Below are 23,236 nucleotides of genomic sequence, written 5' to 3' on the forward strand. Positions count from 1 at the left end.
TAGGTTCGGTGCACGCACCGCACGGAAACGGAGAGAACCATGCCGCACGATCCCCGCACCGGCCGCCCGCCCGTGGTCGACCAGGCCACCTGGCAGGCCGCCCGCGACGAGCTGCTGGTCCGCGAGAAGGCCCACACCCGCGAAGGCGACGCCATCGCCGCAGCCCGCCGGAGACTGCCGATGGTGGAGTTCGACGGAACGGTCCAGGTGGTCGGTGCCGACGGCCCGGTCCCGTTCACCGACCTGTTCGACGGCCGCGACGAACTCGTGGTCTACCAGCACATGTGGCACGACGGCGCGCCCCACCAGGGGCAGTGCGAGGGCTGCACCAACATGGTCTGGCACCTGCGGGACACCGAGGTCTACCTCAACGCCCGCGGGGTCTCCTTCGCCGTGGTGACCACGGGCCGGTGGGACGAGGTCGCCCCCTTCGTGGAGTTCATGGGCTACACCCACCCCTGGTACTCCGTGCGTGACGTGCCCGCGCCGGTCGGCGGCGACATGGCCTACCTCTCCTGCTTCCTGCGCGACGGCGAGCGCACCTTCCTCACCTACTCCACGACGGGCCGCGGCAACGAGCAGGCCGCCGGGGCCTTCGGCGTGCTCGACATGACGCCCTACGGCCGCGGTGAGGCGTGGGAGGACAAGCCGGACGGCTGGCCGGAGGGCGACACCCCGTGCTGGTACTGGCGTTCCGCCGCGGACGGGACCGCCACGTGGGGGTCGGACAGCCGTCCCGTGCCGCAGTGGACCCGCCCCGGCGCCACCCCGGAGGAGACCCTCGGGCGGCACGGCGACTGCCACTGAAGCTAGGGCAGGAACGACACCTTGCCCCGCAGCAGCGCGTACCCGACGAAGGCGACCACGTCGAGCAGCGTGTGCGCGACGACCAGGGGCCACAGCCGGTTCGTCTTCTGCCAGATCCGGCCGAACACCAGCCCCATCACCAGGTTCCCGACGAACCCGCCGAGCCCCTGGTAGAGGTGGTACGAACCACGCAGCACGGCCGCGGCGAACAGGCTCGAGTTCTCCTTCCACCCCAGCTGCCGCAACCGCGTCAGCAGGTAGCCGACGACCAGCACCTCTTCGGCGAAGGCGTTGCCGAAGGCGGACAGGGTCAGCGTGATCGGCCGCCACCACGATTCGGTCAGCGTCGACGGCTGCACGGCGAGGTTGAATCCCAGCTGCCAGCCGACGAAGTAGAGCACCAGCCCGGGGATGCCGATCAACGCCGTCAGCCCGGCACCCCAGAGCAGGTCGCGCCGCGGCCGGGTGCGGTCGAAGCCGACCTCGGCCAGCTTCATCCCGCCTCGGTACAGCAAGTACACCCCGAGCGCGCCCCAGCCGACCAGCTGCGTGGCGCTCAGCAGTTGCTTGAGCAGGTCGATCAGCCCGGCGGCGGCCTGCGGCACGTTGAGCGCCACCTGCTGCTCGTTCAGCGGTTCGGGCCGCAGCAGGGAGTCCAGCAAGGACAGCAGGCTCCGCACGCCGGAGAGGCCGAGCGTGATGCCGAAGACGATGAGCAGCTCGAACTTCAGCAGCCGCCGTCGAGCCGGGTCGGTGACCACCTCGGGGGACGCCGGGCGGTCGCTGATCAGCCAGGAGCGCATTCGCGCAAGCTACCCGGTGCCGGATAGCGTCGAAGTCATGCCACGCACCATCGCGACCAACACCCCCGTGGAACGCGCCGCACTGGTCGAGTTCCTGCGCCCCCGCCACCACGGCATCCTCACCACCCGCCGCGCCGACGGCAGCCCGCAGCTGTCGCCGGTGACCTGCGGGGTGGACGAGGAGGGCCGGATCGTCATCGCCACCTACCCGCAGCGCGCGAAGGTGCGCAACCTCCGCCGCGACCACCGCGCGTCGATCTGCGTGCTCTCGGACGAGTGGAACGGCGCGTGGGTGCAGGTCGACGGCACGGTGGAGGTGCTCGACCTGCCCGAGTCGGTGGAGCCGCTGGTCGACTACTTCCGCGCGATCTCCGGTGAGCACCCCGACTGGGACGAGTACCGCGAGGCCATGCGCAAGCAGGGCAAGTCGCTGCTGCGGTTGACGATCGAGCGCTGGGGCCCGATCGCGACCGGCGGTTTCCCGCCCGAACTGGCCGACGACTAAGTCTCTGACAAGAACGGGCACCCGACCAGCTTGCGGATTTCCACGGCGAGTTGTGCCGGGTCGTCCACCGGCTTGGAGAAGGCCAGTCGCACGTCGTGGTCGCCCGCGACGGACTCGACCCGCAGGCGCAGCCCGTGCCGGTCGAGCCCCAGCGGGCGGATCGCCCCGCCACGCAGTTCCTCGGGCAGGTGCCGCCCCAACTGTTCGACCACGTCGGCGTGCTCGGTCTCCAGGTGCTGGAGCCAGCGCGCCTCGTAGTCGTGGAACGGATCGGGCGTGGCCGCGCTGAACATGTGCGGCCGCAGTGAATGCGTGCCGTCCGCGTCCGCGAGTACCAGCGACGCCGGGGTCAGGCGCAGCATGGTCAGCCCGTGGTTCACGTCGAGCAGCCGGTGGTCCGGCCGGTCGACGGCGATCGCGACCGCGCGCGCCCGCGCGGCGGGCGGGTCGAGCGGGCGCAGGAACCCGGTGATCCAGAGCAGGCCGCGGATCGGCTCGCGCAGGGGCACCGGGGCGTGGTCGGCGAGTTCGAGCATGACCCCGAACTCGCCGCGCTGGGTTTCCGCCGCGGCTTCGAGCAGCGGATGTCCGTCGGGCAGGAGCAGGCTGACACTGCCGCTGGCGTGCACGTGGTGCAGCACCGGGGTGACCCGGCTGCCGTCGTGCTCACCGCGGTCCACCGACGGCACCAGCGTCGCCGGGCAGTCGCGCGACGCGATGGTCTTGGCGCGCTCGGCGGGGTTCGGGGCCGGCGGGCGGCGAGTCGCGGTCGTGGGCTCGGTCAAGGTCCACCTCCTACTTAGGTGAGGCTAACCTGCTGGCGCGGGTTTGCAAAGTCAGGAACCGAGCACCCTTCGTGCGGCTTCGTCGGCTTCCACCACGCCACGCCGGATCGCCTCCAACTGCTCGGCCAGGCCGTCGAGGGAGGTGCCCGACGCCGGAGCCGGGTCGGCGGTCGCCGACAGTTCGACCGCCCGGGTCACCAGGCTCTCCAGGTCGAGCGTGCCCGCGTGCAGTTCGCCGAGCAACCTCGCGCGGAGGTCGGTGAGCCGTTTGGCCACGTCACGCTGGGCGCGGACGGCGTTCAGCGAGCGCAGGGTCGCCTCGTCGGTCCCGCGTTTGCGCAGACGCCGTTCCTCGGCGGCCAGTTCTCCGGTGTCGATGCGCCCCAGCGCATCACGGGTGGTCGACGAGCGTTCCGCCAGTCGCCGCAGGCTGCCCGCGGTTTCCGCGACCATCGGCTTCATGCCGGCGATCTGCTCGGCCAGTGGTCCCGGCGGCAGGGAGGCGCCGATCGCGCCGAAGCTCTCGCGCGCCCGCTCGGCCCGGTCGTAGTACGCGGCTTCTTCGCCGGTGAGCGCGGTTTCCGGCTTCTCCGGGCGGTCGAAGCCCGCGATCGCCGCCCTGGCGAGCAGGACGGCGACGCCGACCCCGGCCGCGGCGACCGACGGCAGCTGCACCGCCCAGGCCACCCCGGCGGACGTGCCCGCCAGCAGCAGCCCCCACGGCTCGCGCAGTTCTTCCCGGAAACCCATGGACCGCCTCAGAAGTTGGAGATCACCGCGGTGAACACCTGGTTGATGGTGTCCGGTTCGGACGAGTCGTACTCCGCCGCCTGCGTCGCTTCGGCCATGCGCTTGAGCACGTCCTGATCGGCGTCACCGCCATAGGCGATGGTGAACATCCGCACGGTCTCACTGCCGCTTTCCACCTGAAGCCTGCTGATCAGGTTGTCGAGGTCGAGGCTGCCCGGGTCCTCGTTGCGCCCGTCGGTGAGCACCACCACGGCGTTGATCGCGTCGGGAGCCAGGTGCGCCTTGAGGTATTCGTGTGCGGCCAGCGAGGTGTCGTACAACCCGGTTCCACCTTGGGGCGTAAGGCCTTCCAGCCGCGAGCGCAACGCGTCCCGGCGGCCGTCCTGGCCGACCGGCCCGATCGGCACCAGCTCGCGGTGGTCCCGATCGCCCTCCAGTTTGGTGGAGAACATCCACAGTCCGACCTGGTCCCGGTCGCCGAACTCGCCGAGCGCGCTCACCGCCGCCTGCTTCGCCAAGTCCATTTTGGACTTACCGGTGCCCTCGGCGGAGTCGCCCATCGAGCCGGAGACGTCCACCACCAGCAGCACGTTCGCCTTCTTGCGCAGCTCGGACCACGACTTCAGCACCAGGTCGAGCACCGGCGGGCTGGGCGGCCGGATGAGGTTGAGCTTCGTCTCCGGCAGCACGCCGTTGTCCACAGTGGCCTGTGGGCCTGGCTTGTTGTCCCAGCTGCGGAACCCCTGGTCCAGGAAGCGTTTCTGGGCGTCGTCGGAGCGCAGGAAGGCGAGGAAGTCCGCGGCCACCTGGCGGCGCGGGTCGTCGGCCCAGTTGAGCACCGCGTACGGGTGGTCGGAGTTCAGCGTGCCGTCGGCCGGGTACACCGCGACCACCGGCACCTTCGGCCGCGGGTGCTGGCCGAGCTTCGCCGGGTCGTTGGTCGGGTTGCCCTGGTTGTAGCCGATCAGCGAGTTCTCCTCGACGGCCACCGCGGAGACGTAGGACAGCGCCGCGCCCCGGTCGTCGGCCTGCAGCAGATTGGACAGGAAGGTGAGCGTGGTGTCGCCGTAGTGCACGATCGACTGCTCCACGCCGCCGACGAACGACTTCACCTCGGGCTTGTCCAGGTCCGGCGCGGTCAGGTCGGACGAGGTGCCGGTGGCCGCGAAGTAGGTGCCGATGGTGGCGTTCAGCCCGGAGGTCGACAGGTTCGGATTCGTCTTGCCGAGCCGGAAGGCACCCCATTCCGGGTGCCCGTACTTGGCCCAGCCCGCCGGATCCGTGGCGAGCGCGGCGAGGTCGCGCCAGCCGATGCCCTGGCCGGGCCAGCCGAGCGCCTTGGCCATCGGTTCCGGCATGGCGATCACCAGTGGCGCGTTGGCCAGCGACGGCGGTTGCTGGTCGAGCAGCACGTCGGGGCGGTCCTGGGTGGCGAGCCGCTGCCGCAGCAGGGTCGCCCAGCCGGACGCGGCCGGCGTCCAGACATCCGGGCGCGGGCCGTCGACCGCCTCGTTCCAGCCACCGGCCAGCGCCTGCATCGCCGCGCCCGAACTCTTCGACTGGACCAGCACGTCCACGCAGGTACCGGCGACCGTGCGCCCGCTGTACTCGCCGGCGAGCTGCTTGACGATGCCCGCCTTCTCCGGGGACGAGGCACCCGCAACTGCAGCGACTCCCCGGTGCACTTCGCCTCTTCCGCCTGGTCACCGCCATCCGAGGTGACCAGGCGGAGCGTGACGATCAACCCGGCGGCGAGCACCACCGCGCCGATGAAGGACCCGGTGCGCCTGCGTCTTCGACTTTCCTGGCCGGACAAGGTCATCTGGAACCTCCGCGCGGTCGGGGAACCATCATCCCCGGAAACCGCGCGGGAGCGGGAAACCTTGTCACAACGATCAGCGGCTGGGCCCGCGTCCCGACCACGTCCAGGCGTAACCGGGGTCTTCCGAAGCGTCCGCCGCTTCACCGAGGTCCAGCGGCGCGAAGGTGTCCACCATGACCGCGGTCTCGTCGAAGTAGTCCGCGCCGATCGAGGCCTCCGCCGCGCCCGGCTGCGGGCCGTGCGTGAAGCCCGACGGGTGCAGCGAAAGCGAGCCGATGCCGATGCCCGAGCCCTTGCGTGCCTCGTAGTTGCCGCGCACGTAGAACATCAGCTCGTCGGAGTCGACGTTCGCGTGGTTGTACGGCACCGGGATCGACTCGGGGTGGTAGTCGACCTTGCGCGGGCAGAACGAGCAGACCACGAAGTTCGGGCCTTCGAAGGTCTGGTGCACGGGCGGCGGCTGGTGCACGCGGCCGGTGATCGGCTCGAAGTCGTCGATGTTGAACACCCACGGGTACAGGCAGCCGTCCCAGCCGACCACGTCGAAGGGGTGGTTGGCGTAGGTGTAGCGGGTCAGCCCGGCGCGGTGGCGCACCAGGACCTCGACGTCCTCGCCCTCGGTCAGCATCGGCGCTTCCGGGCCGCGGATGTCTCGCTCGCAGTACGGCGAGTGCTCCAGGAACTGCCCCTTGCTCGACAGGTACCGCTTCGGCGGCCCGATGTGCCCGCGCGCCTCGATGGTGAGCAGCTGCAGCGGCTCGCGCGGCACCACGCGGTAGGTGCACGAGGTCGGGATGACCACGTAGTCGCCGTCGCCGATCTCCAGTGCCCCGTAGATGGTCTCCAGCGTGCCGCTGCCGCCCTGGACGTAGAGGAGCTCGTCCCCGGCCGCGTTGCGGTACAGCGGGCTCGGCACGGTCGCCACGGCGAAGCCGATGGTCACGTCGGCGTTGCCGAACAGCCGCCGCCGGTCGGTCACCGCGTCGGCGTCGGCGGTGAACTTGAGGTCCTGGGTGCGGAACGCCCGCGGCTTGAGCGGGTGGTTCGGCTGCAACGAGCCGCGCTCGTCCGGCACCGCGACCGCGTCGACGATCGCCGTGGGCAGGTGGCGGTGGTAGAGCAGGGCGGAGTCGGCGGAGAACCCCTCGACGCCCATCAGCTCCTCGGCGTAGAGGCCGCCCTGCGGTGAGCGGAACTGGGTGTGCCGCTTGTGCGGGATCTCCCCGACTCGGCGGTAGTAAGGCACGGACCCCTCCGGAAGGCTCGAAAATGTGTCCGATTTACGGACGTGTTTGTCCTGATGTCGTACGCTACTAGCGTGTCAGTCGTGTCAAGCGCTGTGGAACTCACGCCCCCCGGACCTCGCGGAATCCCGCCCCTGTTCGCCCGGCTCGTCGACGACTCCGCGCTCTTCCCGCCCGGGGACGCCGCGATGCCCGAAGCCCTGCGCTCGTACCTGGAGACCAGGGCGGGTGAGCACGCGGGTCTCGTCGGCCTGTTCCTGTGCCAGGCGTCGAGGCTGCCGGAGCTGATCACCGAGCTGATCAAGATCAAGCCGAAGACCCCGCTGCCGTTGTCGCTGATCATCGACACCGGGCTGGGCGGGGTGCCGAAGGCGATCTCGATCGTGGAATCCCGGGACGAGCTGCTCGACCTCCGCATGGTCGAAATGCCCGCGCCGTCGGACGTGGACGAGGTGTGGCTGGAACGGGTGTCCGAGTTCGTGCCGGAGGACGTCATCCGGGTGGTCGAGCCGCGCCGCGGCGTCGGCTGGCTGGACGGCGTGCGCAAGGTGATCGAGCACGGGAGCCGCCCGAAGATCCGCTGCGGCGGCCTGTCCAGCGAAAACTTCCCCAGCGTCGACGAGGTGGCCGACTTCCTGGCCGTGGTCAGCGCGCACACCGGCGCCTCGTTCAAGGCGACCAACAGCCTCCACCGGGCTGTCCGGCACGCGGACGCGCACACCGGCTTCGAGCACCACGGCTTCCTCAACCTGCTGGTCGCGTCGGGTCGCTGCCTGTCCGGCAAGGACGTGCGCGCGGCGCTGGAGGAGACCGACGGCGCCAAGCTGGCCCAGGAGGCGACCGAGCTGTCCGAGCCGGCCGCGAAGGCGGTGCGCGAGCTGTTCGGCTCCTACGCCTCGGCCACGCTGGACGAGCCGTTGGGCGATCTCAAGGGCCTGGGCCTGCTGTGAGCGGGAGATGAGTCGCGAGGGCTCGCTGACCCTCGAGCGGGGGCTGGCGCTGCTCCAGGCGGTGGCGGACGCGGGCAGCGAGGCCGCGACCATCTCCGAGCTGGCCGTCGCCATCGGCGCCAGCCGCCCGGCGGTCTACCGCCTGCTGGTGCCGCTGGCCGAACGCGGCCTGGTCTGGCGCGACGGGTCGAAGGTGCGCCTGGGCGTCGGGCTGCTGCGGTTGTCCGGCCAGGTGCTGCCGCAGCTGCGGCAGGCGGCGCAGCCCGTGCTGCGGGACCTGGCCGAGGCGGTCGGCGCCACCGCGCACCTCTCGGTCGCCGAGGGGGAGCAGGTGCAGGCGATCGCCGTGGTCGAGCCCTCGTGGACGAACTTCCACGTGGCCTACCGCGTCGGCAGCCGCCACCCGATCACCGCCGGCGCCGCGGGCAAGGCGATCATGCTGCGCGGCGAGCCGGGCTGGATCGCCACGAGCGGCGAACTGCAGCCCGGCGCGTCCGGCGTGGCGGCGCCGGTCCGCGGACTACCGGGATTGCGGGCCAGCGTCGGCGTGATCTCCCTGGACCCCCTCGACACGGCCGCTGTGGGCCCGAGGGTGGTCGAAGCAGCCGCGACCCTCACCGGCGTGCTGAGCTGAGTTTTTGGCCGTGCCTCCGGCACGGCGGGTGAGGTCGCTTTGAGCCGTTCATTGGGCCGCGGCACGCCGTGCCGCTGGGCGGCCCGACGCGCCCCAGCCCAATGAACGGCGCGACCTCACCGGTGTGCTGAGTTGAGCAGTGGCCGCGTCATGGTGAGGAGCAGGGCCAGGTCGACGGCGAACAGCACGCGCTCGAACAGGCCGAGCGTGATCACCGGGTCCGCCGGGCCGGTGCTCATGATCCAGGCGAAGCTGGCCAGCACCACGCCCAGCGTGACGGCGCTGGCCACGGACAGCCGCCGGATGGTGGTCCGCCGCGGCTCCCACGGGCAGCGGGCGTCCGAGCGGCGGGTGAGCAGCCAGCCCGCGAGGGGCAACGAGATGAACGCGAGCACCGCGCCCCCGTTGTGCAACTGACCGCTGAGCGTGCGAGCCGCGCCGTCCGCGTCGACGGGCACCAGCCCGCACACGACCAGCCCCGCACACCAAAGCCCCAGCAGCACCGGCACCGCGCCACCGCGGCGGGACCTGGCGATCCCGACCAGCAGGGCGAGCGAACCGGCCGCGAGCGCCAGGCACATCACGCCGAAGATCGGCGCGGCCCCGGCGTTCACGTACTCCGACAGCGTCCGCCACAGCGGGCTGACCTCGGCGGACAGGCGGATGTGCAGGTGGATCGCGATCAGCACCGCCACCCCCATGCCGGCCAGCGCCAGCCGCCCGGCCAGTCCGGGCTCCCTGGTCGGCAGCGTGCTCACTCGCGTTCACCTCGGCTTCGTAGAACAGACACGAGCCAGTCATGTTATGCGAATGAGACCTTCGCTGTCTCGCGAGGTCGCGCCGTTCACTGGGCTGGGGCGCGTCGGGCCGCCCAACGGCACGGCGTGCCGCGGCCCAGGGAACGGCTCAAAAGCGACCTCGCCCGCCGTGCCGGAGGCGCGGCCAAAAATAGAGCTCTAGGCGAAGGTCTGCCACAGGGCGGCGACGCTGAACGCGCTGAAGACGAAACCGGCCACCCGCTGGATCAGCTTCGGGCGGATGCGGCTGCGGACCTTCTGCCCGACGAACACCGCGATCCCGGCCACCGCGACCAGCGCGCAGAAGGCCCCGACGCCGACCGCGACCGGCTGCTCGAGGCGGGCGGCGAGCCCGGCCGTGGCGAGCTGCGAGGCGTCGCCCCACTCGGCCGCGAACAGCACGCCGAACGAGGTCAGCGAAGACCGCAGGAAGGTGACCGGACCGGGACCGATGCGCGCGGCCCCCTCCTCGCCGTCCGCCGCCGGGGCGAAGCCCTCGCGGAGCAGGAAGTACGCGCCGACGCCGAACATCACCGCGACGATTCCGGACACGAGTGTTTCCGGTAACAAGGTGAGCACGCTGCCGAACAACACCGCGATCGTGCTCTGCACGGCGAACGCGGCGGTGACCCCGGCGAATACCGGCCAGGCCCGGAAACGGGTGGTCAGCACCAGGGTGGCGACCAGGGTCTTGTCCGGCAGTTCGACGGCGAGAACCAAGCCAAAAGTGCTGATCAGGGCCAGTAGAGCGGCAGACATAGCGAACTTCACCTTCTTTCACTTCAACGATAAAGGCGAGATTCGGAGATGTGAAGCAGATGGGAATCGCGAATCGGCGTTTCAGTACCCGGACGAAATGATTTTCGGCATGCCGAAATAAATTCTTCCCCGTCCGGGTACATTGGTTTCATGACTGCCGAGAACGTCGTCGTGACGACCACCACCGACAGTGAGGACGCGGCCAAGGCGCTGGCCGCCGGTGCCATCGAGGCGAGGCTGGGCGCGTGCGCGCAGGTCGTGGGCCCGGTCACCAGCGTGTACCGCTGGGAGGGCGCGGTGCAGACCGATCAGGAGTGGCGGGTGGAGGTCAAGACCACCGCGCGGCGCATCGAGGAACTGACCGCCCACCTGCTGGAACACCACACCTACGACACGCCGGAGGTGATCGCGACGCCGATCACCGGCGGCAGCCCGGCCTACCTCACCTGGCTCGGCGAAGAGACTCGCTGATCAGGACCTAAGTCCTGGGATAGACGGGACCAGTTGAACTGGTAGCCGGCCCCGCCCGAGACGAGAGTCGAAGGCGTGGAAGTACTCGAACTCGCGCGGTGGCAGTTCGGCATCACCACCGTCTACCACTTCCTGATGGTCCCGCTGACCATCGGGCTCTCACTGCTGGTCGCCGGGATGCAGACGGCCTGGGTGCGCACGGGAGACGTGCGCTACCTCAAGATGACCAAGTTCTGGGGCAAGCTGCTGCTGGTCAACTTCGCCATGGGCGTGGTGACCGGGATCGTGCAGGAGTTCCAGTTCGGGATGAACTGGAGCGAGTACTCCCGCTTCGTCGGTGACGTGTTCGGCGCGCCGCTGGCGATGGAGGGGCTGGTCGCCTTCTTCGTCGAGTCGACCTTCCTCGGCCTGTGGATCTTCGGCTGGGACCGGCTGCCGAAAAAGGTGCACCTGGCGTGCGTGTGGGCCTTCTCGCTGGCCACGGTCGCCTCGGCGTACTTCATCCTGGCGGCGAACTCGTGGATGCAGCACCCGGTCGGCGTCGAGTTCGTGGACGGCAAGCCGACGATGAACTCGATCTGGGCGGTGCTGACGAACAACACCGCGCTGGCCGCCATCCCGCACACCGTCGCGGGCACCTTCTCGGTCGCGGCGGCCTTCGTGGTCGGCGTCGCGGCCTGGCACCTGTGGCGCAAGCGGTCGGGCGACGACGAGCACCGCGCGGTGTGGCGCTCGTCGATCCGGCTCGGCGGCTGGGTCGGTGTGGTGGCCTTCGCCGTGCTGGCGATCACCGGTGACGTGCAGGGCAAGCTGATGTTCGAGCAGCAGCCGATGAAGATGGCCTCGGCGGAGGCGCTGTGCCACACCGAGGCGCCGGCCAGCTTCTCGATCATGGCGATCGGCGACGTGGCGGACGCCGAGTGCGAGGACGTCAAGACCTTCACCGTGCCGGCGCTGCTGTCCTTCCTGGCGCACAACGACTTCACCACCGAGGTGAAGGGCGTGGAGGACCTGGTCACCGAGTACGAGGCCAGGTACGGCACGCACTACCCGGACGACCCGCGCCTGGGCGAACTGGCCGGGCAGCCGATCGACTACGTGCCCATCCTGCCGGTGACCTACTGGGGTTTCCGCGCGATGATCGGCTTCGGCGCGATCTCGGCGGGCCTCGGCGTGCTGGCCCTGTGGCTGACCCGGCGGGGGCGGATCCCGGCGAACCCGTGGTTCCCGCGGCTGATGCTGCTGGGCATCGTGACCCCGTTCGTGGCGAACAGCGCCGGCTGGATCTTCACCGAGATGGGCAGGCAGCCGTTCGTCGTGGTCCCGAACCCGACCGGCGTGGACGGCGTGTGGATGTTCACCGCGACGGCCGTGTCGAACCTGAGCACCGGCGAGGTGTGGACCTCGCTGATCGGCCTCACCACGATCTACCTGGCACTCGGCGTGGTCGAGGTGTTCCTGCTGCGGAAGTACGTCCGGGGCGGCGTCGACGGCGTCATGCCCCCGCCCGCCGAACCCACCCCCGAAGACGACGACAAAGCCCTGTCGTTCGCCTACTGAAAGCCGAGACCCATGGGCCATCCACACCCACCCCAGCTACAACCCCCGCCACTCCCAGGGGGGCGTTCCCAGGTCCAGCGTATCCAGCCCCGGGCGCGCGTGGGGCTGTCCACAGGTTTCTGTGGACAACTGCTCCCGTTGTGCACAACTTGGGGAAAACAGGTTTCACGTGGCACAACACCTACGGAGGTGGGCTAGATGGACCTCGAGACGCTGTGGTTCATCATCATCGCGGTCTTCTGGCTCGGCTACCTCTTCCTCGAGGGCTTCGACTTCGGCGTCGGCATGCTGCTGCCGGTGCTCGGCCGCGGCAACACCGAGCGGCGCGTCATGATCAACACCATCGGCCCGGTCTGGGACGGCAACGAGGTGTGGCTGATCGTCGCGGTCGGCGCCACCTTCGCCGCCTTCCCCGGCTGGTACGCGACCCTGCTTTCCGGCGTCTACCTCCCGGTGCTGGTGGTGCTGCTCGCGCTGATCGGCCGCGGCGTCGCCTTCGAGTACCGCGGCAAGGTCGACTCCGACCGCTGGCGCCGCACCTGGGACCGGGTGATCGTGCTCGGCTCGTGGCTCCCGCCGCTCGGCGTCGGCCTGCTGCTGGCCACCACCATGCTCGGCCTCCCGCTCGACGCCAACGGTGATCGCCTAGGCGGCCCCTTCGAGGCCGTCCGCTGGGACACCCTGCTCGGCGCACTCGCCTTCGCCGGTTTCTCGCTGGTGCACGGCGCCGCGTTCCTGACCCTCAAGACCGAGGGCGAATTCCGCGCGCACGCCAGGGCCGTCGCGCTGAAGGTGCTGCCGTTCGCGTTGCTGCCGATGTTCGCCTTCCTGGTGCTCGTCCAGCTCCGCGAAGGTGCACTGTGGACGGTGATCACGCTCGCCGTGGCCGTGCTGTCGGCGATCGTGGCCTGGACGCGGCTGGCCGCCGACCGGGACGGGCAGGCCTTCGCCGCGCTCGGCGTGCTCATCGCCACCGCCGCGATCACCCTGTTCGGCGCCCTCTACCCGGACGTCCTCCCGTCCACCGGCGACCCGGCCAACACGCTGACCATCGACGGCACCGCCTCCAGCCCGTACGCCCTGCAGGTGATCACCTGGGTCGGCGCGTTCGGCGCCCCGGCCGTGCTGGTCTACCAGGGCTGGACCTACTGGGTGTTCCGCAAGCGGATCGGCACCCGCCACATCCCGCCGGTGCACACCCCATGACCCCCGGCCGCACCACCCTTCCCGCCAATTTGTCCACAGTGGACAAGGTGCGGCCGGGACCCGGCCCGCTCGGCGCGCTGCCCGCCCTTTCCCCGGTGGCGCGCCGGGCACTGGTCCTCGCCGCGGTGCTGGCCGCGGCCAACGCCGCACTGCTGGTGGCGCAGGCGTTCCTGCTCGCTTCGGTACTCGCGTCGGTCGTCGGGGGCGACGCGGGGATCGGTGGCCGCACCGCCTGGCTGCTCGGCGCCGTCCTCGGACGCGCGCTGGTCAGCTGGGCGGTGCGGGTGGTCTCCGCCAGGGCCGCGGCCGGCGCCAAGGAGGAACTGCGCGCCAAGGTCGCCGACCACGCCGCGGCGCTCGGCCCGGAATGGATCGCCGCCCGCGGCACCGGCGAGCTGACCGCGCTGACCACCCGCGGTCTCGACGCGCTCGACGCCTACTTCACCACCTACCTGCCCGCACTGGTCACCGCCGCCGTGGTCCCGCTCGGCGCCGGCGCGGCGGTGCTGTTCGCGGACTGGCCGTCGGCGGTGCTCATCGCGCTGACCGTGCCGCTGCTGCCGATGTTCGCGATCCTGGTCGGGAAGTACACCGCGGACCGGGTCGCCGACGCGACCGAAGCCACCCACCGCCTGTCCGGCCGCCTGCTGGAACTGGTGCGCGCGCTGCCGGTGCTCGCCGCGTTCCGCCGAGCCGGAGCGCAGGTCGAGGCGGTGCGCCAGGTCTCCGACCGCCATCGCCGCGACACCCTCAAAACCCTGCGCGTGGCCTTCTCATCGGCCTTCGTGCTCGAACTCGCCGCGACGCTCTCGGTGGCGCTGGTCGCCGTGGTGATCGGCGTGCGGCTGGTGTCGGGTGATCTGTCGCTGGCCATCGGGCTGGGCGTGCTGATCCTGGCGCCGGAGTGCTTCCAGCCGCTGCGAGCCGCGGGCGCCGCCTTCCACGCCAGCGAGGATGGTGTCGAGGCGGTGCGCCGGGTCAGCGAGGTCCTCGCCGAACCGGTACCCGCTCCGGGGGTCACCAAGGTCCACAAAGGACAGATTCGGGTGCGCGACCTCCGCGTGCGCCGCCGTGACGGGTTCGCGCCGGACGGTGAGACGTTCACCGCCCGCCCCGGCGAGATCACCTGGCTGCGGTCGCCGAGCGGCGCCGGGAAGTCCACCACCCTCGCCACCCTGCTGGGCTTCACCCGGCCCGACTCGGGCGTGATCACCGTCGGCGGACAGCCACTCGCGGACGCCGACCTCGCGCACTGGCGCCGCCAGATCGCCTGGGTGCCGCAGTCGCCCGCGTTCACCGGCGGCACCGTCCGCGACGAACTCCGCCTCGCGCTGGCCGACCGGGACGTCGAACCCACCGAGGACGAGTTGCTCAGTGGCCTAGTGGCTCTGAGGCTGAGTGGTTTGGTGGATCAGCCACTTAGCCACCTGTCCACTGGACAACGCCAGCGGGTCGCGGTGGCCAGGGCACTGCTCCGCGTCCGGCACGGCGCGTGGCTCCTGCTGCTCGACGAGCCCACGGCCCACCTCGACGGTGCCTCGGCCAAGCGCGTGATGAAGGCGATCAACCAGGCCGCCGCGATGGGCGCCGCCGTGGTGATCGCCGCGCACGACCGGTCGAAGACGTCGACCGAAGAGGAATCCGGCGAGAAGAACACAGCTGCGGACGCGCCGGTCGAGCACAAGGCCAAGCCGCTCGCGCTGCGCGCGCTCGCCGACCGCTCCTTCCTCACCGGAGCGGCACTCGGCGCCGGCGCCTTCCTCGCCGGGATCGCGCTGACCGCAACCTCCGGCTGGCTGATCGCCAAGGCGTCGCAGCAACCGCCGATCCTCACCCTGACCGTCGCGGTGGTCGGCGTCCGGACGTTCGGCCTCGCGCGAGCCGCGCTCCGATACGTCGAACGGCTCGCCACGCACGACGGCGCCTTCCGCACCGCGACCCGCCTGCGCGTCGACCTGTGGCGCGCGCTCGTGCGCATCGGCCCGGTCGGCACCGCCGCGTTGCGCCACGGCGAGGGCCAGCGCCGCATGGTGTCCGATGTGGACACCGTGCGCGACCTGCTGCCCCGGGTGATCTCGCCGCCGCTGGTCGCGGTGCTGGTGGTGGCGGGCGCGGTCGCCGTGCAGACGGCCGTGCTCCCGATCGCCGGGCTGTACCTCGCCGTGGCGGCACTGGTCGCCGGGCTGCTCGCGCCCGCACTCGCCCTCCGGCTCGAACGCCGCTCCACCTCGGCGCTCGCCGAGGGACGGCGTGACGTGGCCGCCCGGGTCCTCACACTCTTCGAAGCCGCCGCGGAACTGCTCGCGTTCGGCGCCTACCGCGAACACCGGCGCGCACTCGCCATCGCCGACGACCGGCTCACCGCGAACGCGCGTCGCCAGGCGTTCGGCGCGGGCGCCGCCGAGGCGCTGGTGGTGCTCGCGATGGGTGGCGCGACGGTCGCGTCGACCATGGCGGCCGCCGCCGACGGCACGCTCACCCCGGTGCTGGCGCCGGTGGTCGCCCTGGTGCCGCTCGCGCTCGCCGAGGTGCTGCTGCAACTGCCGCCGGTCGCGCAGCACTGGGACGAACTCCGCCGCGCCCGCACCCGGCTCGCCGCGATCTTCACCGCGCCCGACGGTCCGAAAGCCGCGCACGCCGACGACGTCGAACTGGCCGACGTCGACCTGCGCTGGCCGGGTGCGCCCGAGCCGGTGCTGCGGGACATCACGCTGACCATCCCGCGAGGCGCGAAGGTCGCGATCACCGGTCCGTCGGGTGCGGGCAAGTCGAGCCTGCTCGCGCTCCTGCTCGGTTTTCTCGCTCCGGAACGCGGTCGCGCCGTCATGCCGGAAGCGGTCGCGTGGGCACCTCAAGAGCCCGGCCTCGTCGCCACCACTGTCGCCGAGAACCTGCGCCTCGCCGATCCGCACGCGACCCCCGACCGGCTGCGCGCGGCGCTCGACACCGCCGGGCTCACCGACGTGGACCTCGACACCATGTTGGGCAGCGGAGGAGCCGGACTGTCCGGCGGGCAGGCGCAACGAGTCGCGCTGGCACGCGCGGTGCTCGCCGCGGAGGCGAGCGCTCTCGTCCTGCTCGACGAGCCGACCGCGCACCTCGACGAGCAGACCGCCTACGAGGTTCGCTCCCGGCTCGACGAGGCACTGGCGGACAAGACCGTGATCTGGGTCACTCACCGCATGGAGGAGGCCGCCGCCGCGGATCTCCACCTGGACGTGCGGGACGGGCGAGTGCGCGTGCTGTCGAGAAGCGGTGTTTAACTTGTTGGCGCTGATGGACCCGACACTTGCCGCGCGCGCCCTCGCGGCCGCCACCGAGATCACCACCACCGCCCTGTCCGACGAGGACCCGGCGGCGGTGCTGGGTTCCGTGGTCCGGCACGCCGCCGAACTCGCGCGCGCCGACCTCGGCCTGCTGATGACCCGCGCCGAAGACAGCACGGTGGTGGTCGAGGCGGTGGCGGGCACACCCGGCGAGAACGTGCTGGGCCTGGTGCTGCCCGCCGAATCCGCCGCGGGCCGGGTCGCGCAGGGCGCCGAGTCGGTAGTCACCGCCGACGTGACCACCGACCCCCGCACCGCGCCCTACGTGCCCCGCGAACTCAGCGGGTTCGGGCCGTTCGCGGCGGCGCCGTTCGGCAGCGGCGGGCGCCGCCTCGGCGTGCTCACCGTCTACCGCGAACGCGGCAGCGAGCCGTTCTCCGAAGAGACCGTCGAGGTGCTGACCGCCTTCGCCACCCAGGCCGGTGTGGTGCTCGCGCTCGCCGAAGGGGCCAACGCGCGTCATCGCGTGACGCTGTACCAGGAGCGCGAACGCATCGCCCGCGAACTGCACGACGTGATCGTGCAGCGCCTCTACGCCGCCGGGATGCAGCTGGACCGGGTGCGGCGGCGCATGAGCAAGCGGTTCGCGCGCGCCGATGAGGCCCGGCTGGGCGAGGCGATCGACCAGCTCGACGAGACGATCGAGGAAATCCGCGGCACCGTGCGCGCGCTGCGGTCACCCGAGCCGGAGCAGCAACAACTGCCCGCCACCGACCTCGCCGAGTCCGCGCGCGCCGAGGTCCGCATCGCCGGTGAACTGCTCGGTTTCCCGCCGACCCTGGAACTTTCCGGCGAACTCGCCGACATCCCGGCCGAGCGCGCCGACCACATCCGCGCCGCCCTGCGTGAAGCACTGTCCAATGTGGTCAGACACTCCGGCGCCAGCGAATGCCGGGTGACGCTCCTCCGTGACGCCGGTGAGATCCGGTTGCGCGTGCGGGACAACGGTTCCGGCGTCCCGCACGACGTGGCCAAGCGCGGCCTGCGTCACCTGGCCGAACGCGCCGACGCCTCGGGCGGGAAGTTCTACCTGAACTCGTCCCCGAGCCTGGGCACCCTGGTGGCTTTCGACCTGCCGCTTTAGCGTTTCTCGCGGCGGGCGATCCAGGCCGCGGCCTGCGTCCGCCGCTGCATGCCGAGCTTCGCCAGCACCGAGGTGACGTAGTTCTTCACCGTTTTCTCCGCCAGGAACAGGCGTTCGGCGATTTCCCGGTTGGACATGCCCTCGCCGATCAGCTCGAGGATGCTGCGTTCGCGCTCGGTCAGGCCCGCCAGCTCGTCCGCCGGCGGCTGCCGCATCTTGTCCAGCACCTTCGCCGTGGTCCGCGGATCGAGCAGCGACCGCCCGGCGGCGACCTCGCGCACGGCGTTGACCACGTCCTGCCCGCGCACCTGCTTCAACAGGTACCCCGAGGCCCCGGCCATGATCGCGCCGACGACCGCCTCCTCGTCGTCGAAGGCGGTGAGCATCAAACACTGCGGCGGGTTCGGGCGTGACCGCAGTTCGCGGCACAACTCCACCCCGCTGCCCTCGCCGAGCCGCACATCCACCACGGCGACGTCCGGTTCGAGGTGCATCGCCACGGCCAGCGCCTCGTCCACCCCGCCCGCCTCGGCGACCACCTCGATGTCCGGTTCGTCGCCGAGCAGATCACGCAGCCCGCGCCGCACCACCTCGTGGTCGTCGACGAGCAGAACCTGGATGGGCACGCCCCGAGGTTACGCGGCCTGCGCGGCGGTGACGCGGTGGACGAGCACGATGACCATGCCCGCCGCGATCGCCTGGAGCGCGGTGGCCGCCGTGGTCAGGACGGCGGCTTCCCGCAGCGTCTCGGCGGAGACGGTCCGCAGCACGATCTGGGTGACGTACTGGTCGAGCAGCACGCTCGCCACCAGCACGGCCCACCAGCGGCCGATCAGCGGGTCGCCGCGCAGGTGGGTCAGGTCGGTCTCGGTCCTCGCCTCGGCGCGGCTCGCCTTCTCGATGTCGGAGAGCACCTGGGCGGGGAACCAGAAGTTGACCAGCGGGCAAAGCCAGCCGCCGACCACCCAGCCGCGCGCGCGGTGGTGCCGGGCAGGGGAGAGGGCCTCGGCGTTGAGCCGCGCGCGCCAGCTCCAGAGGAGGAACAGGCCGCCCGCGACCAGCGTGACCACCACATGGGTCACGGCGAGCACCAGGCTCAGGTCCTCGGCGTCACGCAGATCGGCCATGGTGAGCCCGGCGACGTCGGCGATGTAGTCGTCGGCCACCGACGACGTGTGCCAGTCGGCGACCGTCACCGCCACCCCGGCCAGCGCGGAGAGGGCCACGAGCGCGCTCGTGGCCCTGGCTTGCCCGCGCAACGGCGCCAACGGGCGGGTGGGCAACTGCTGTTCGGACATGACTTCCCCCAGAAGACGCCGGCCAGCTGCCGGAATGCCTGCTCATCGCGGAGGAAGACCGCCGCGTTTCACCTCCGCCGCCGGACGCGGGTCATGAACCAGGTCAGTCCGACGATCAGCAGGGCGAACAACAGCAGTCCGGCACCGAGCGTCGCGATCAGCACGAAGCGGTCGCCCTTGGACAACGCGCCGTTGAGCGTGACCTGCAACGATCCGACGGCGAACGCGATGGCCGCGGTGAACACGGCGACCACCTCCACCATCCGCACCGGCGAGGACTGCACGGTGTCGCGCAGCGCCGCGTTCTCCGCCTTCAACTCGGCCAGCAGCCGCTGCTGCTCGGTCATCCAGCGGGCGCGCCGCTCCTCGGTCCGGATCGCGTTCCGCTCGGCCAGGTACTGGTCCTGGAGCAGGCCGTGGCTGCTGCGGTTGCCCATCGTCGGCAGCAGCTCCAGCGCGGTGTCGATGCTGCGCAGTGCCTCGTCGTACGCCTCGCAGATCCGGTGACCAGCGGCGAGCCGGTAGTGGAAGATGTGGTTTTTCGGGTACTTCTCCACGGCTTCACCGGCGTGGGTGCGGAGCAGCTCGCCCTGCCGGTCGAAGGGCCGGCTCCACCAGAGGCCGTTCAAGCAGATGTCGACCACCGCCGAGGTGCGGTCCGGCGCCTTCCAGGCCTGCTCGAACAGCCGGACCGCGTGCTCCGAGGTGACCGAGTGCCTGCCGAACGCGGCGAACGCCTCCAGTGCCAGGAACAACGGCCCTTCGCGCAGCTTGCCCGCCGCCATGGCCAGTAGGGACGACTTGAGGAATTCGCCCAGTTCCTCGCAGTTGAAGTTCGCCCGGAACTTGCCGGCGTGGTAGAGCGTGGCGAAGTAGGCGATCTCCGGCGAGCGGTCTTCGCCGTTGACCAGCGCGCCGGTCGCGCGTTCCACCTCCGCACCCGCCTGGATGTTGTCCCGGGTGATGAAGGCGTAGCCCAGGGCCCACTTCTCGGTGACCGTGGTGCGGGCGTCCGCCGCGACGTGGTCGGCGAGCCAGCGCGCGCACCGCGTGGCCGTCTCCACCGTCGGCCGGTCGAGGAAGCGGAGCCGCCAGTAGCGGTCAGCGCAGATGAGCAGGCCGTCGCCGTTGAAGTCCGCCGACTCCACGGCGAATCCGGGCTCGACACCTTCGTCGAAGAACCGCTGGGCGTGGCGCTCGCAGAGCCGGTCGAGTTCCCGGCTCCCGGTGGCGGCGGCGTGGGCGAGTTCGGCGGCGATCGTTTCTTCCATGTTCCCCTCGTGCGCGCGGTCATCGGTCCTGCTCGGCTCGGCCGATGTTAGTCAGGGGAATCGCTCCATCGGGCTACTCTGTGTGAATCTTTCCGCACTCTTGGTTTACTCGGTGGTCGAGGACCGGTGAGCTGGGACGGGAGTGGGATGGCGGACTGGCGGGACGAGGCTGCCCGGGCGGTCGTGGTGGAGTTGGGGCACGCCAGGGACGGTGGCGGCTGGCTGGTGCTGGGCAAGGTGCGGCCGCTGGCCGCGGAGGGCTGGTACGCGGCTGACCTCCGCGGGCGCTGGATCGGCCCCGAGCACCTCGTGCGGCTGTGCGTCGCGGGGGTGGCCGGCGGGGTGTCGGTGCCGGTGCAGGAGAGCCGCATGCGGGGTGGGGTGGTGCGGTTCCGGGTGGCCGGGCCGTTGCCCGCCGGGTGTGATCGGGTGTGGGCCGAGGTGCGCTCGCCCCGGGATCTGCGCCGGAGGGTGGCCGACGGGTTGCAGGCGATCGCGGAAGCGCCGCTGGCTGACCAACTCGCCGCCGCCGATTTGGACCCCGTGCCCGACGGGGAAGCGCCGGAGGAGTTCAACGCCGAGCAGAAGTCCGCTTACCGCGCCTGCCTCGAACCCGGCGTCCGCCTGGTGTGGGCGCCGCCTGGTACCGGGGCGACCCGCGTGCTCGCCCAGGCCGCGGAAGACCTCGCCGCGGCGGGCAAGAGTGTGCTCGTCCTTTCCGCCGACGCGGAACTGGTCGCCAAGTTCGCCCCCGAGCCGCCAGCGGCGAACCCCGAGTTGACCTCGGTGCTCGACGACCTCGCCGAGCTGGACCGGGTCGTCGCCCGGGTGTCCTTTGTGGACGAACAGCTGGGCGGGTACGACCACGAGGAATTCCAGGCGCTGACCCAGCGCATCGAGCACGAGGACCGCGTCGGTGAGCTGGAGACCGAGCTGGCGCGGACCACCGAGCTGCACCGCGCCGCCACCGTCCGGCTGGAAGAGACCCAGGCCGCGTTGCGGGCCGCGCGGGTCGAGCGCGGGCAGGTCGAGTACGAACGCGGTCAGCTGGAGAAGGCCGCCGAGCTGATCACCGAGCTGGAGCGCCTCACCCCCGAGGGCTCGCTGTCCAAGGTGAAACCGGCCCACCGGCGCCAGACCCGTGAGCAGGCCAGGCTCAGCGAGCTGATCGAGGAGCACCTCGCCGCCGCGCACCCGATCACCGAAGCCGACATCACCCGCCTCGACGTGCGGCTGACCAGGGCCGAACACGCGCTGGACGAAGCCGCGCGCGTGGAGAGCGACGCCTACCTGAAGGTCGTCGCGCTGCGGCGGCACATCCTCAAGGCCCGCGCCAACGGCGTCGTGTCCGAAGAGGACCGGCAGCGCCACGCCGAGCAGACCCGCCGCGCGCTGGCCGACCTGTACGCCGAGCGCGAGGAACTGCGGGCCACCGCCGAGGACCGCGCCGCCCGGCGCAACCGGCTGGAGCAGCGCCTGGTGTGGCTGACCGAGCAAGCCATCCACCAGCATCGTGAAGCCGAGGCGACGGCCGTCGCCGAGGGGCGCGTGGTGGTCACCGAGACCATTCCGGATCGGACGTTCGACGCCGTCCTGGTCGATCGCGCCGCCTCCCTGCGGCTCGCCGACGCGCTGCTCGCGGTGTCCCGGGCCGCCGAAACCGCCGTGCTGTTCGGTGATTTCCGCCTGCCGGGGCCGGAAATCCGGCCCGCGAAGCTGACCCAGACCTCGGTCGTGCGCACCTGGCTGGCCACGGACGTCTTCGCGCACTGCGGCATCAAGACCCCGGAAGCCGCCCAGGACCACGAGGGTTGCGTGGTGCTGCGGCGGCAGTACACCGGGGAACGCGCGCTCGCCGATGCCGTCGCCTACGGCTTCCTCGACGGCGACCACGAGTCCGTGCCGGAGATCGTGCTGGTCGACACGCTGGCCCTGCCCGAACTGTGCCGTCCGCACCTGCGGGCCACCGGCTGGTCGCCGATCGACGGGCTGCTGGCCGGACGGCTCACCGAGGTCCACGGCGGGCAGGGGGAGTCCTTCGGCCTGCTGACCGGCTACCCCCGGCGGCTCGGCGTCGAACTGGCCGCCGTGCGGGACGCGGACCCGGCGCTGACAGCCGCGGCGGGCACCCCGCGCGCGCTGGCCGGGCTGCGGTTCGACGCCGTCGCGGTCGACCTGCTCAGCGCCACCGACACCACGCAGCGCACCCTGCTCACCGCCGGGGTCGCCGCCGCCCGCCACCGCCTCTACCTGCTCGCCGACCTGGGTGCGGTCAAGGCCGCGCCGATCGGCAGCGCACTCGGCGCGGTCAACGCGCTGCGCCTCCAGCAGGCGATCGAGGTGCGGCAGGCAGGCGACCTGCTCACCCCGGTGACCACCGAAGACATCGCCGACCACCTCGCGCGGGCGCGCGAATCGGTGTGGCTCTGGGCGCCGTGGAGCGAGGAGGAGGTGCCGGACCTGCTGCCCGCGGTGGCCGCCGCGGTCGAGCGCGGGGTGGACGTGCGCGCGGTGCTGCGGCCCGACGGCAACCCGCTGATCCGCGCCCTGCGCGGCCGTGGCGCGACGGTGATCCGCGCGCGCACGGCCCACCGCAAGATCGCCGTGATCGACCGGCGCACCCTCCTCTTCGGCGCCACGCACTTGCCGGTGCACGGCGAGCGCGCCGAAGTGGTGGTGGTCCGGGAGGGGCCGCGGTTCGCCAGGAAACTGCTCGCCGACCTGCCCACCGAGGAACAGCGGCACGACGCCGCCGTGCCCGAACCGCGGAGCGACCGCAGGCGCGTGAACGCGGCTCGTTAACTCTTTCGGGGGAATCTCAGTTCGTTGCGGTCGATCTTCGCGTTGGCCGCTTCGTAGAGGTCGATCCCGAGCACGTCGGCCAGCCGGACCAGGTACAACGTCACGTCCGCGATCTCGTCGAGCACGTTCGCCTCGAGCTCCGGATCCGACCGCCAGCCCGCCGACTCCTCCGGGGTCAGCCACTGGAACAGCGAGGTCAGCTCACCCGCTTCGCCGGACAACGCCATCACCAGGTTCTTCGGCGTGTGGAACGGTTCCCAGTCACGCGCGTCGGCGAACTCACGGAGCCGCCGGATCAGGTCTTCGAGGGTCACCGGCACTGCCTATCACGCCCGGCATCACCCGCTTGAGCGCGTAACACC

The 23,236-nt window shown here is 71.3% G+C and carries 21 protein-coding genes; 10 read left to right on the top strand and 11 right to left on the bottom strand.

What is annotated here, in order from left to right:
* The first annotated feature begins 39 nt into the window (after window positions 1-39).
* Window positions 40-807 (top strand): thioredoxin domain-containing protein, encoded by a 768-nt coding sequence (locus L3Q67_RS11725; protein WP_499189530.1) that lies wholly within the window; start codon window positions 40-42, stop codon window positions 805-807.
* A 2-nt stretch (window positions 808-809) separates the two neighbouring features.
* Here L3Q67_RS11725 and L3Q67_RS11730 read toward each other — a convergent pair whose 3' ends face one another.
* Window positions 810-1,610, bottom strand: coding sequence for a CPBP family intramembrane glutamic endopeptidase (locus L3Q67_RS11730; protein ID WP_499189531.1), 801 nt, complete (start codon window positions 1,608-1,610; stop codon window positions 810-812).
* Window positions 1,611-1,647: 37 nt separating this feature from the next.
* On the opposite strand from L3Q67_RS11730, the gene L3Q67_RS11735 reads away from it, so the two are divergent.
* A complete protein-coding gene (locus L3Q67_RS11735; protein WP_499189532.1) occupies window positions 1,648-2,115 on the top strand; it encodes a PPOX class F420-dependent oxidoreductase in 468 nt (155 codons plus the stop codon).
* On the opposite strand, the gene L3Q67_RS11740 is transcribed toward L3Q67_RS11735, so the two are convergent.
* The 4 genes from L3Q67_RS11740 to L3Q67_RS11755 all read right to left on the bottom strand — a co-directional run bounded on the left by L3Q67_RS11740 (window position 2,112) and on the right by L3Q67_RS11755 (window position 6,718).
* Complete coding sequence (locus tag L3Q67_RS11740; RefSeq protein ID WP_499189533.1) at window positions 2,112-2,900, bottom strand: DUF2470 domain-containing protein; 789 nt, start codon at window positions 2,898-2,900, stop codon at window positions 2,112-2,114. The two genes, L3Q67_RS11735 and L3Q67_RS11740, sit on opposite strands and share 4 nt — an antisense overlap.
* A 51-nt stretch (window positions 2,901-2,951) precedes the next feature.
* Window positions 2,952-3,650, bottom strand: a complete 699-nt coding sequence (locus tag L3Q67_RS11745) for a hypothetical protein (protein ID WP_499189534.1) — start codon at window positions 3,648-3,650, stop codon at window positions 2,952-2,954.
* A gap of 8 nt (window positions 3,651-3,658) precedes the next feature.
* A complete protein-coding gene (locus L3Q67_RS11750; RefSeq protein ID WP_499189535.1) occupies window positions 3,659-5,335 on the bottom strand; it encodes a substrate-binding and VWA domain-containing protein in 1,677 nt (558 codons plus the stop codon).
* Between the two features lie 210 nt (window positions 5,336-5,545).
* The gene (locus L3Q67_RS11755) at window positions 5,546-6,718 is read right to left on the bottom strand and encodes a homogentisate 1,2-dioxygenase (RefSeq protein WP_499189536.1); all 1,173 of its coding nucleotides are present in this window, start codon (window positions 6,716-6,718) and stop codon (window positions 5,546-5,548) included.
* 93 nt (window positions 6,719-6,811) lie between these two features.
* Between L3Q67_RS11755 and L3Q67_RS11760 the strand changes: the two genes are divergently transcribed.
* Window positions 6,812-7,666 (top strand): hypothetical protein, encoded by an 855-nt coding sequence (locus L3Q67_RS11760; protein ID WP_499191507.1) that lies wholly within the window; start codon window positions 6,812-6,814, stop codon window positions 7,664-7,666.
* A gap of 7 nt (window positions 7,667-7,673) precedes the next feature.
* A complete protein-coding gene (locus L3Q67_RS11765; protein WP_499189537.1) occupies window positions 7,674-8,300 on the top strand; it encodes an IclR family transcriptional regulator in 627 nt (208 codons plus the stop codon).
* Between the two features lie 116 nt (window positions 8,301-8,416).
* Here L3Q67_RS11765 and L3Q67_RS11770 read toward each other — a convergent pair whose 3' ends face one another.
* Both L3Q67_RS11770 and L3Q67_RS11775 read right to left on the bottom strand, forming a co-directional pair.
* Entirely contained in the window at window positions 8,417-9,001 is a 585-nt protein-coding gene (locus tag L3Q67_RS11770) for a DUF998 domain-containing protein (protein ID WP_499191508.1), read from the bottom strand.
* A gap of 255 nt (window positions 9,002-9,256) precedes the next feature.
* Window positions 9,257-9,856 (bottom strand): TMEM165/GDT1 family protein, encoded by a 600-nt coding sequence (locus L3Q67_RS11775; protein ID WP_499189538.1) that lies wholly within the window; start codon window positions 9,854-9,856, stop codon window positions 9,257-9,259.
* Between the two features lie 150 nt (window positions 9,857-10,006).
* Between L3Q67_RS11775 and cutA the strand changes: the two genes are divergently transcribed.
* The 5 genes from cutA to L3Q67_RS11800 all read left to right on the top strand — a co-directional run bounded on the left by cutA (window position 10,007) and on the right by L3Q67_RS11800 (window position 17,503).
* Window positions 10,007-10,327, top strand: a complete 321-nt coding sequence (gene cutA / locus L3Q67_RS11780; RefSeq protein WP_499189539.1) for a divalent-cation tolerance protein CutA — start codon at window positions 10,007-10,009, stop codon at window positions 10,325-10,327.
* A gap of 75 nt (window positions 10,328-10,402) precedes the next feature.
* Complete coding sequence (locus L3Q67_RS11785) at window positions 10,403-11,887, top strand: cytochrome ubiquinol oxidase subunit I (RefSeq protein WP_499189540.1); 1,485 nt, start codon at window positions 10,403-10,405, stop codon at window positions 11,885-11,887.
* A 198-nt stretch (window positions 11,888-12,085) separates the two neighbouring features.
* On the top strand, window positions 12,086-13,093 hold the full coding sequence (cydB, locus tag L3Q67_RS11790; protein ID WP_499189541.1) for a cytochrome d ubiquinol oxidase subunit II: 1,008 nt from the start codon (window positions 12,086-12,088) through the stop codon (window positions 13,091-13,093).
* Window positions 13,090-16,356 (top strand): thiol reductant ABC exporter subunit CydD/CydC, encoded by a 3,267-nt coding sequence (cydD, locus tag L3Q67_RS11795; protein ID WP_499189542.1) that lies wholly within the window; start codon window positions 13,090-13,092, stop codon window positions 16,354-16,356. The genes cydB and cydD overlap by 4 nt, the downstream gene beginning before the upstream one ends.
* Before the next feature lie 13 nt (window positions 16,357-16,369).
* Window positions 16,370-17,503 (top strand): GAF domain-containing sensor histidine kinase, encoded by a 1,134-nt coding sequence (locus L3Q67_RS11800; protein ID WP_499189543.1) that lies wholly within the window; start codon window positions 16,370-16,372, stop codon window positions 17,501-17,503.
* Here L3Q67_RS11800 and L3Q67_RS11805 read toward each other — a convergent pair.
* The 3 genes from L3Q67_RS11805 to L3Q67_RS11815 form a co-directional block, all read right to left on the bottom strand.
* Window positions 17,500-18,129: a transcriptional regulator gene (locus L3Q67_RS11805; RefSeq protein ID WP_499189544.1), complete on the bottom strand. Its 630-nt coding sequence runs from the start codon at window positions 18,127-18,129 to the stop codon at window positions 17,500-17,502. The two genes, L3Q67_RS11800 and L3Q67_RS11805, sit on opposite strands and share 4 nt — an antisense overlap.
* Before the next feature lie 9 nt (window positions 18,130-18,138).
* A complete protein-coding gene (locus L3Q67_RS11810; RefSeq protein ID WP_499189545.1) occupies window positions 18,139-18,801 on the bottom strand; it encodes a DUF4328 domain-containing protein in 663 nt (220 codons plus the stop codon).
* A gap of 68 nt (window positions 18,802-18,869) precedes the next feature.
* Window positions 18,870-20,072, bottom strand: coding sequence for a hypothetical protein (locus L3Q67_RS11815; RefSeq protein WP_499189546.1), 1,203 nt, complete (start codon window positions 20,070-20,072; stop codon window positions 18,870-18,872).
* A gap of 147 nt (window positions 20,073-20,219) precedes the next feature.
* On the opposite strand from L3Q67_RS11815, the gene L3Q67_RS11820 reads away from it, so the two are divergent.
* Complete coding sequence (locus L3Q67_RS11820; RefSeq protein ID WP_499189547.1) at window positions 20,220-22,874, top strand: AAA domain-containing protein; 2,655 nt, start codon at window positions 20,220-20,222, stop codon at window positions 22,872-22,874.
* On the opposite strand, the gene L3Q67_RS11825 is transcribed toward L3Q67_RS11820, so the two are convergent.
* Complete coding sequence (locus L3Q67_RS11825) at window positions 22,871-23,188, bottom strand: nucleotide pyrophosphohydrolase (RefSeq protein WP_499189548.1); 318 nt, start codon at window positions 23,186-23,188, stop codon at window positions 22,871-22,873. The two genes, L3Q67_RS11820 and L3Q67_RS11825, sit on opposite strands and share 4 nt — an antisense overlap.
* Window positions 23,189-23,236 lie beyond the last annotated feature (48 nt).

The organism is Saccharothrix sp. AJ9571 (genome assembly GCF_021725495.1).
GTDB classification, from domain to species: domain Bacteria; phylum Actinomycetota; class Actinomycetes; order Mycobacteriales; family Pseudonocardiaceae; genus Amycolatopsis; species Amycolatopsis magusensis.

Coding starts and splice junctions, on each gene's coding strand:
- L3Q67_RS11735 (WP_499189532.1), top strand. CDS start 1,648: ATGCCACGCACCATCGCGACCAACACCCCCGTGGAACGCGCCGCACTG.
- L3Q67_RS11800 (WP_499189543.1), top strand. CDS start 16,370: ATGGACCCGACACTTGCCGCGCGCGCCCTCGCGGCCGCCACCGAGATC.
- cydB (WP_499189541.1), top strand. CDS start 12,086: ATGGACCTCGAGACGCTGTGGTTCATCATCATCGCGGTCTTCTGGCTC.
- L3Q67_RS11775 (WP_499189538.1), bottom strand. CDS start 9,856: ATGTCTGCCGCTCTACTGGCCCTGATCAGCACTTTTGGCTTGGTTCTC.
- cydD (WP_499189542.1), top strand. CDS start 13,090: ATGACCCCCGGCCGCACCACCCTTCCCGCCAATTTGTCCACAGTGGAC.
- L3Q67_RS11725 (WP_499189530.1), top strand. CDS start 40: ATGCCGCACGATCCCCGCACCGGCCGCCCGCCCGTGGTCGACCAGGCC.
- L3Q67_RS11730 (WP_499189531.1), bottom strand. CDS start 1,610: ATGCGCTCCTGGCTGATCAGCGACCGCCCGGCGTCCCCCGAGGTGGTC.
- L3Q67_RS11770 (WP_499191508.1), bottom strand. CDS start 9,001: ATGGGGGTGGCGGTGCTGATCGCGATCCACCTGCACATCCGCCTGTCC.
- L3Q67_RS11745 (WP_499189534.1), bottom strand. CDS start 3,650: ATGGGTTTCCGGGAAGAACTGCGCGAGCCGTGGGGGCTGCTGCTGGCG.
- L3Q67_RS11765 (WP_499189537.1), top strand. CDS start 7,674: ATGAGTCGCGAGGGCTCGCTGACCCTCGAGCGGGGGCTGGCGCTGCTC.
- cutA (WP_499189539.1), top strand. CDS start 10,007: ATGACTGCCGAGAACGTCGTCGTGACGACCACCACCGACAGTGAGGAC.
- L3Q67_RS11810 (WP_499189545.1), bottom strand. CDS start 18,801: ATGTCCGAACAGCAGTTGCCCACCCGCCCGTTGGCGCCGTTGCGCGGG.
- L3Q67_RS11815 (WP_499189546.1), bottom strand. CDS start 20,072: ATGGAAGAAACGATCGCCGCCGAACTCGCCCACGCCGCCGCCACCGGG.
- L3Q67_RS11820 (WP_499189547.1), top strand. CDS start 20,220: ATGGCGGACTGGCGGGACGAGGCTGCCCGGGCGGTCGTGGTGGAGTTG.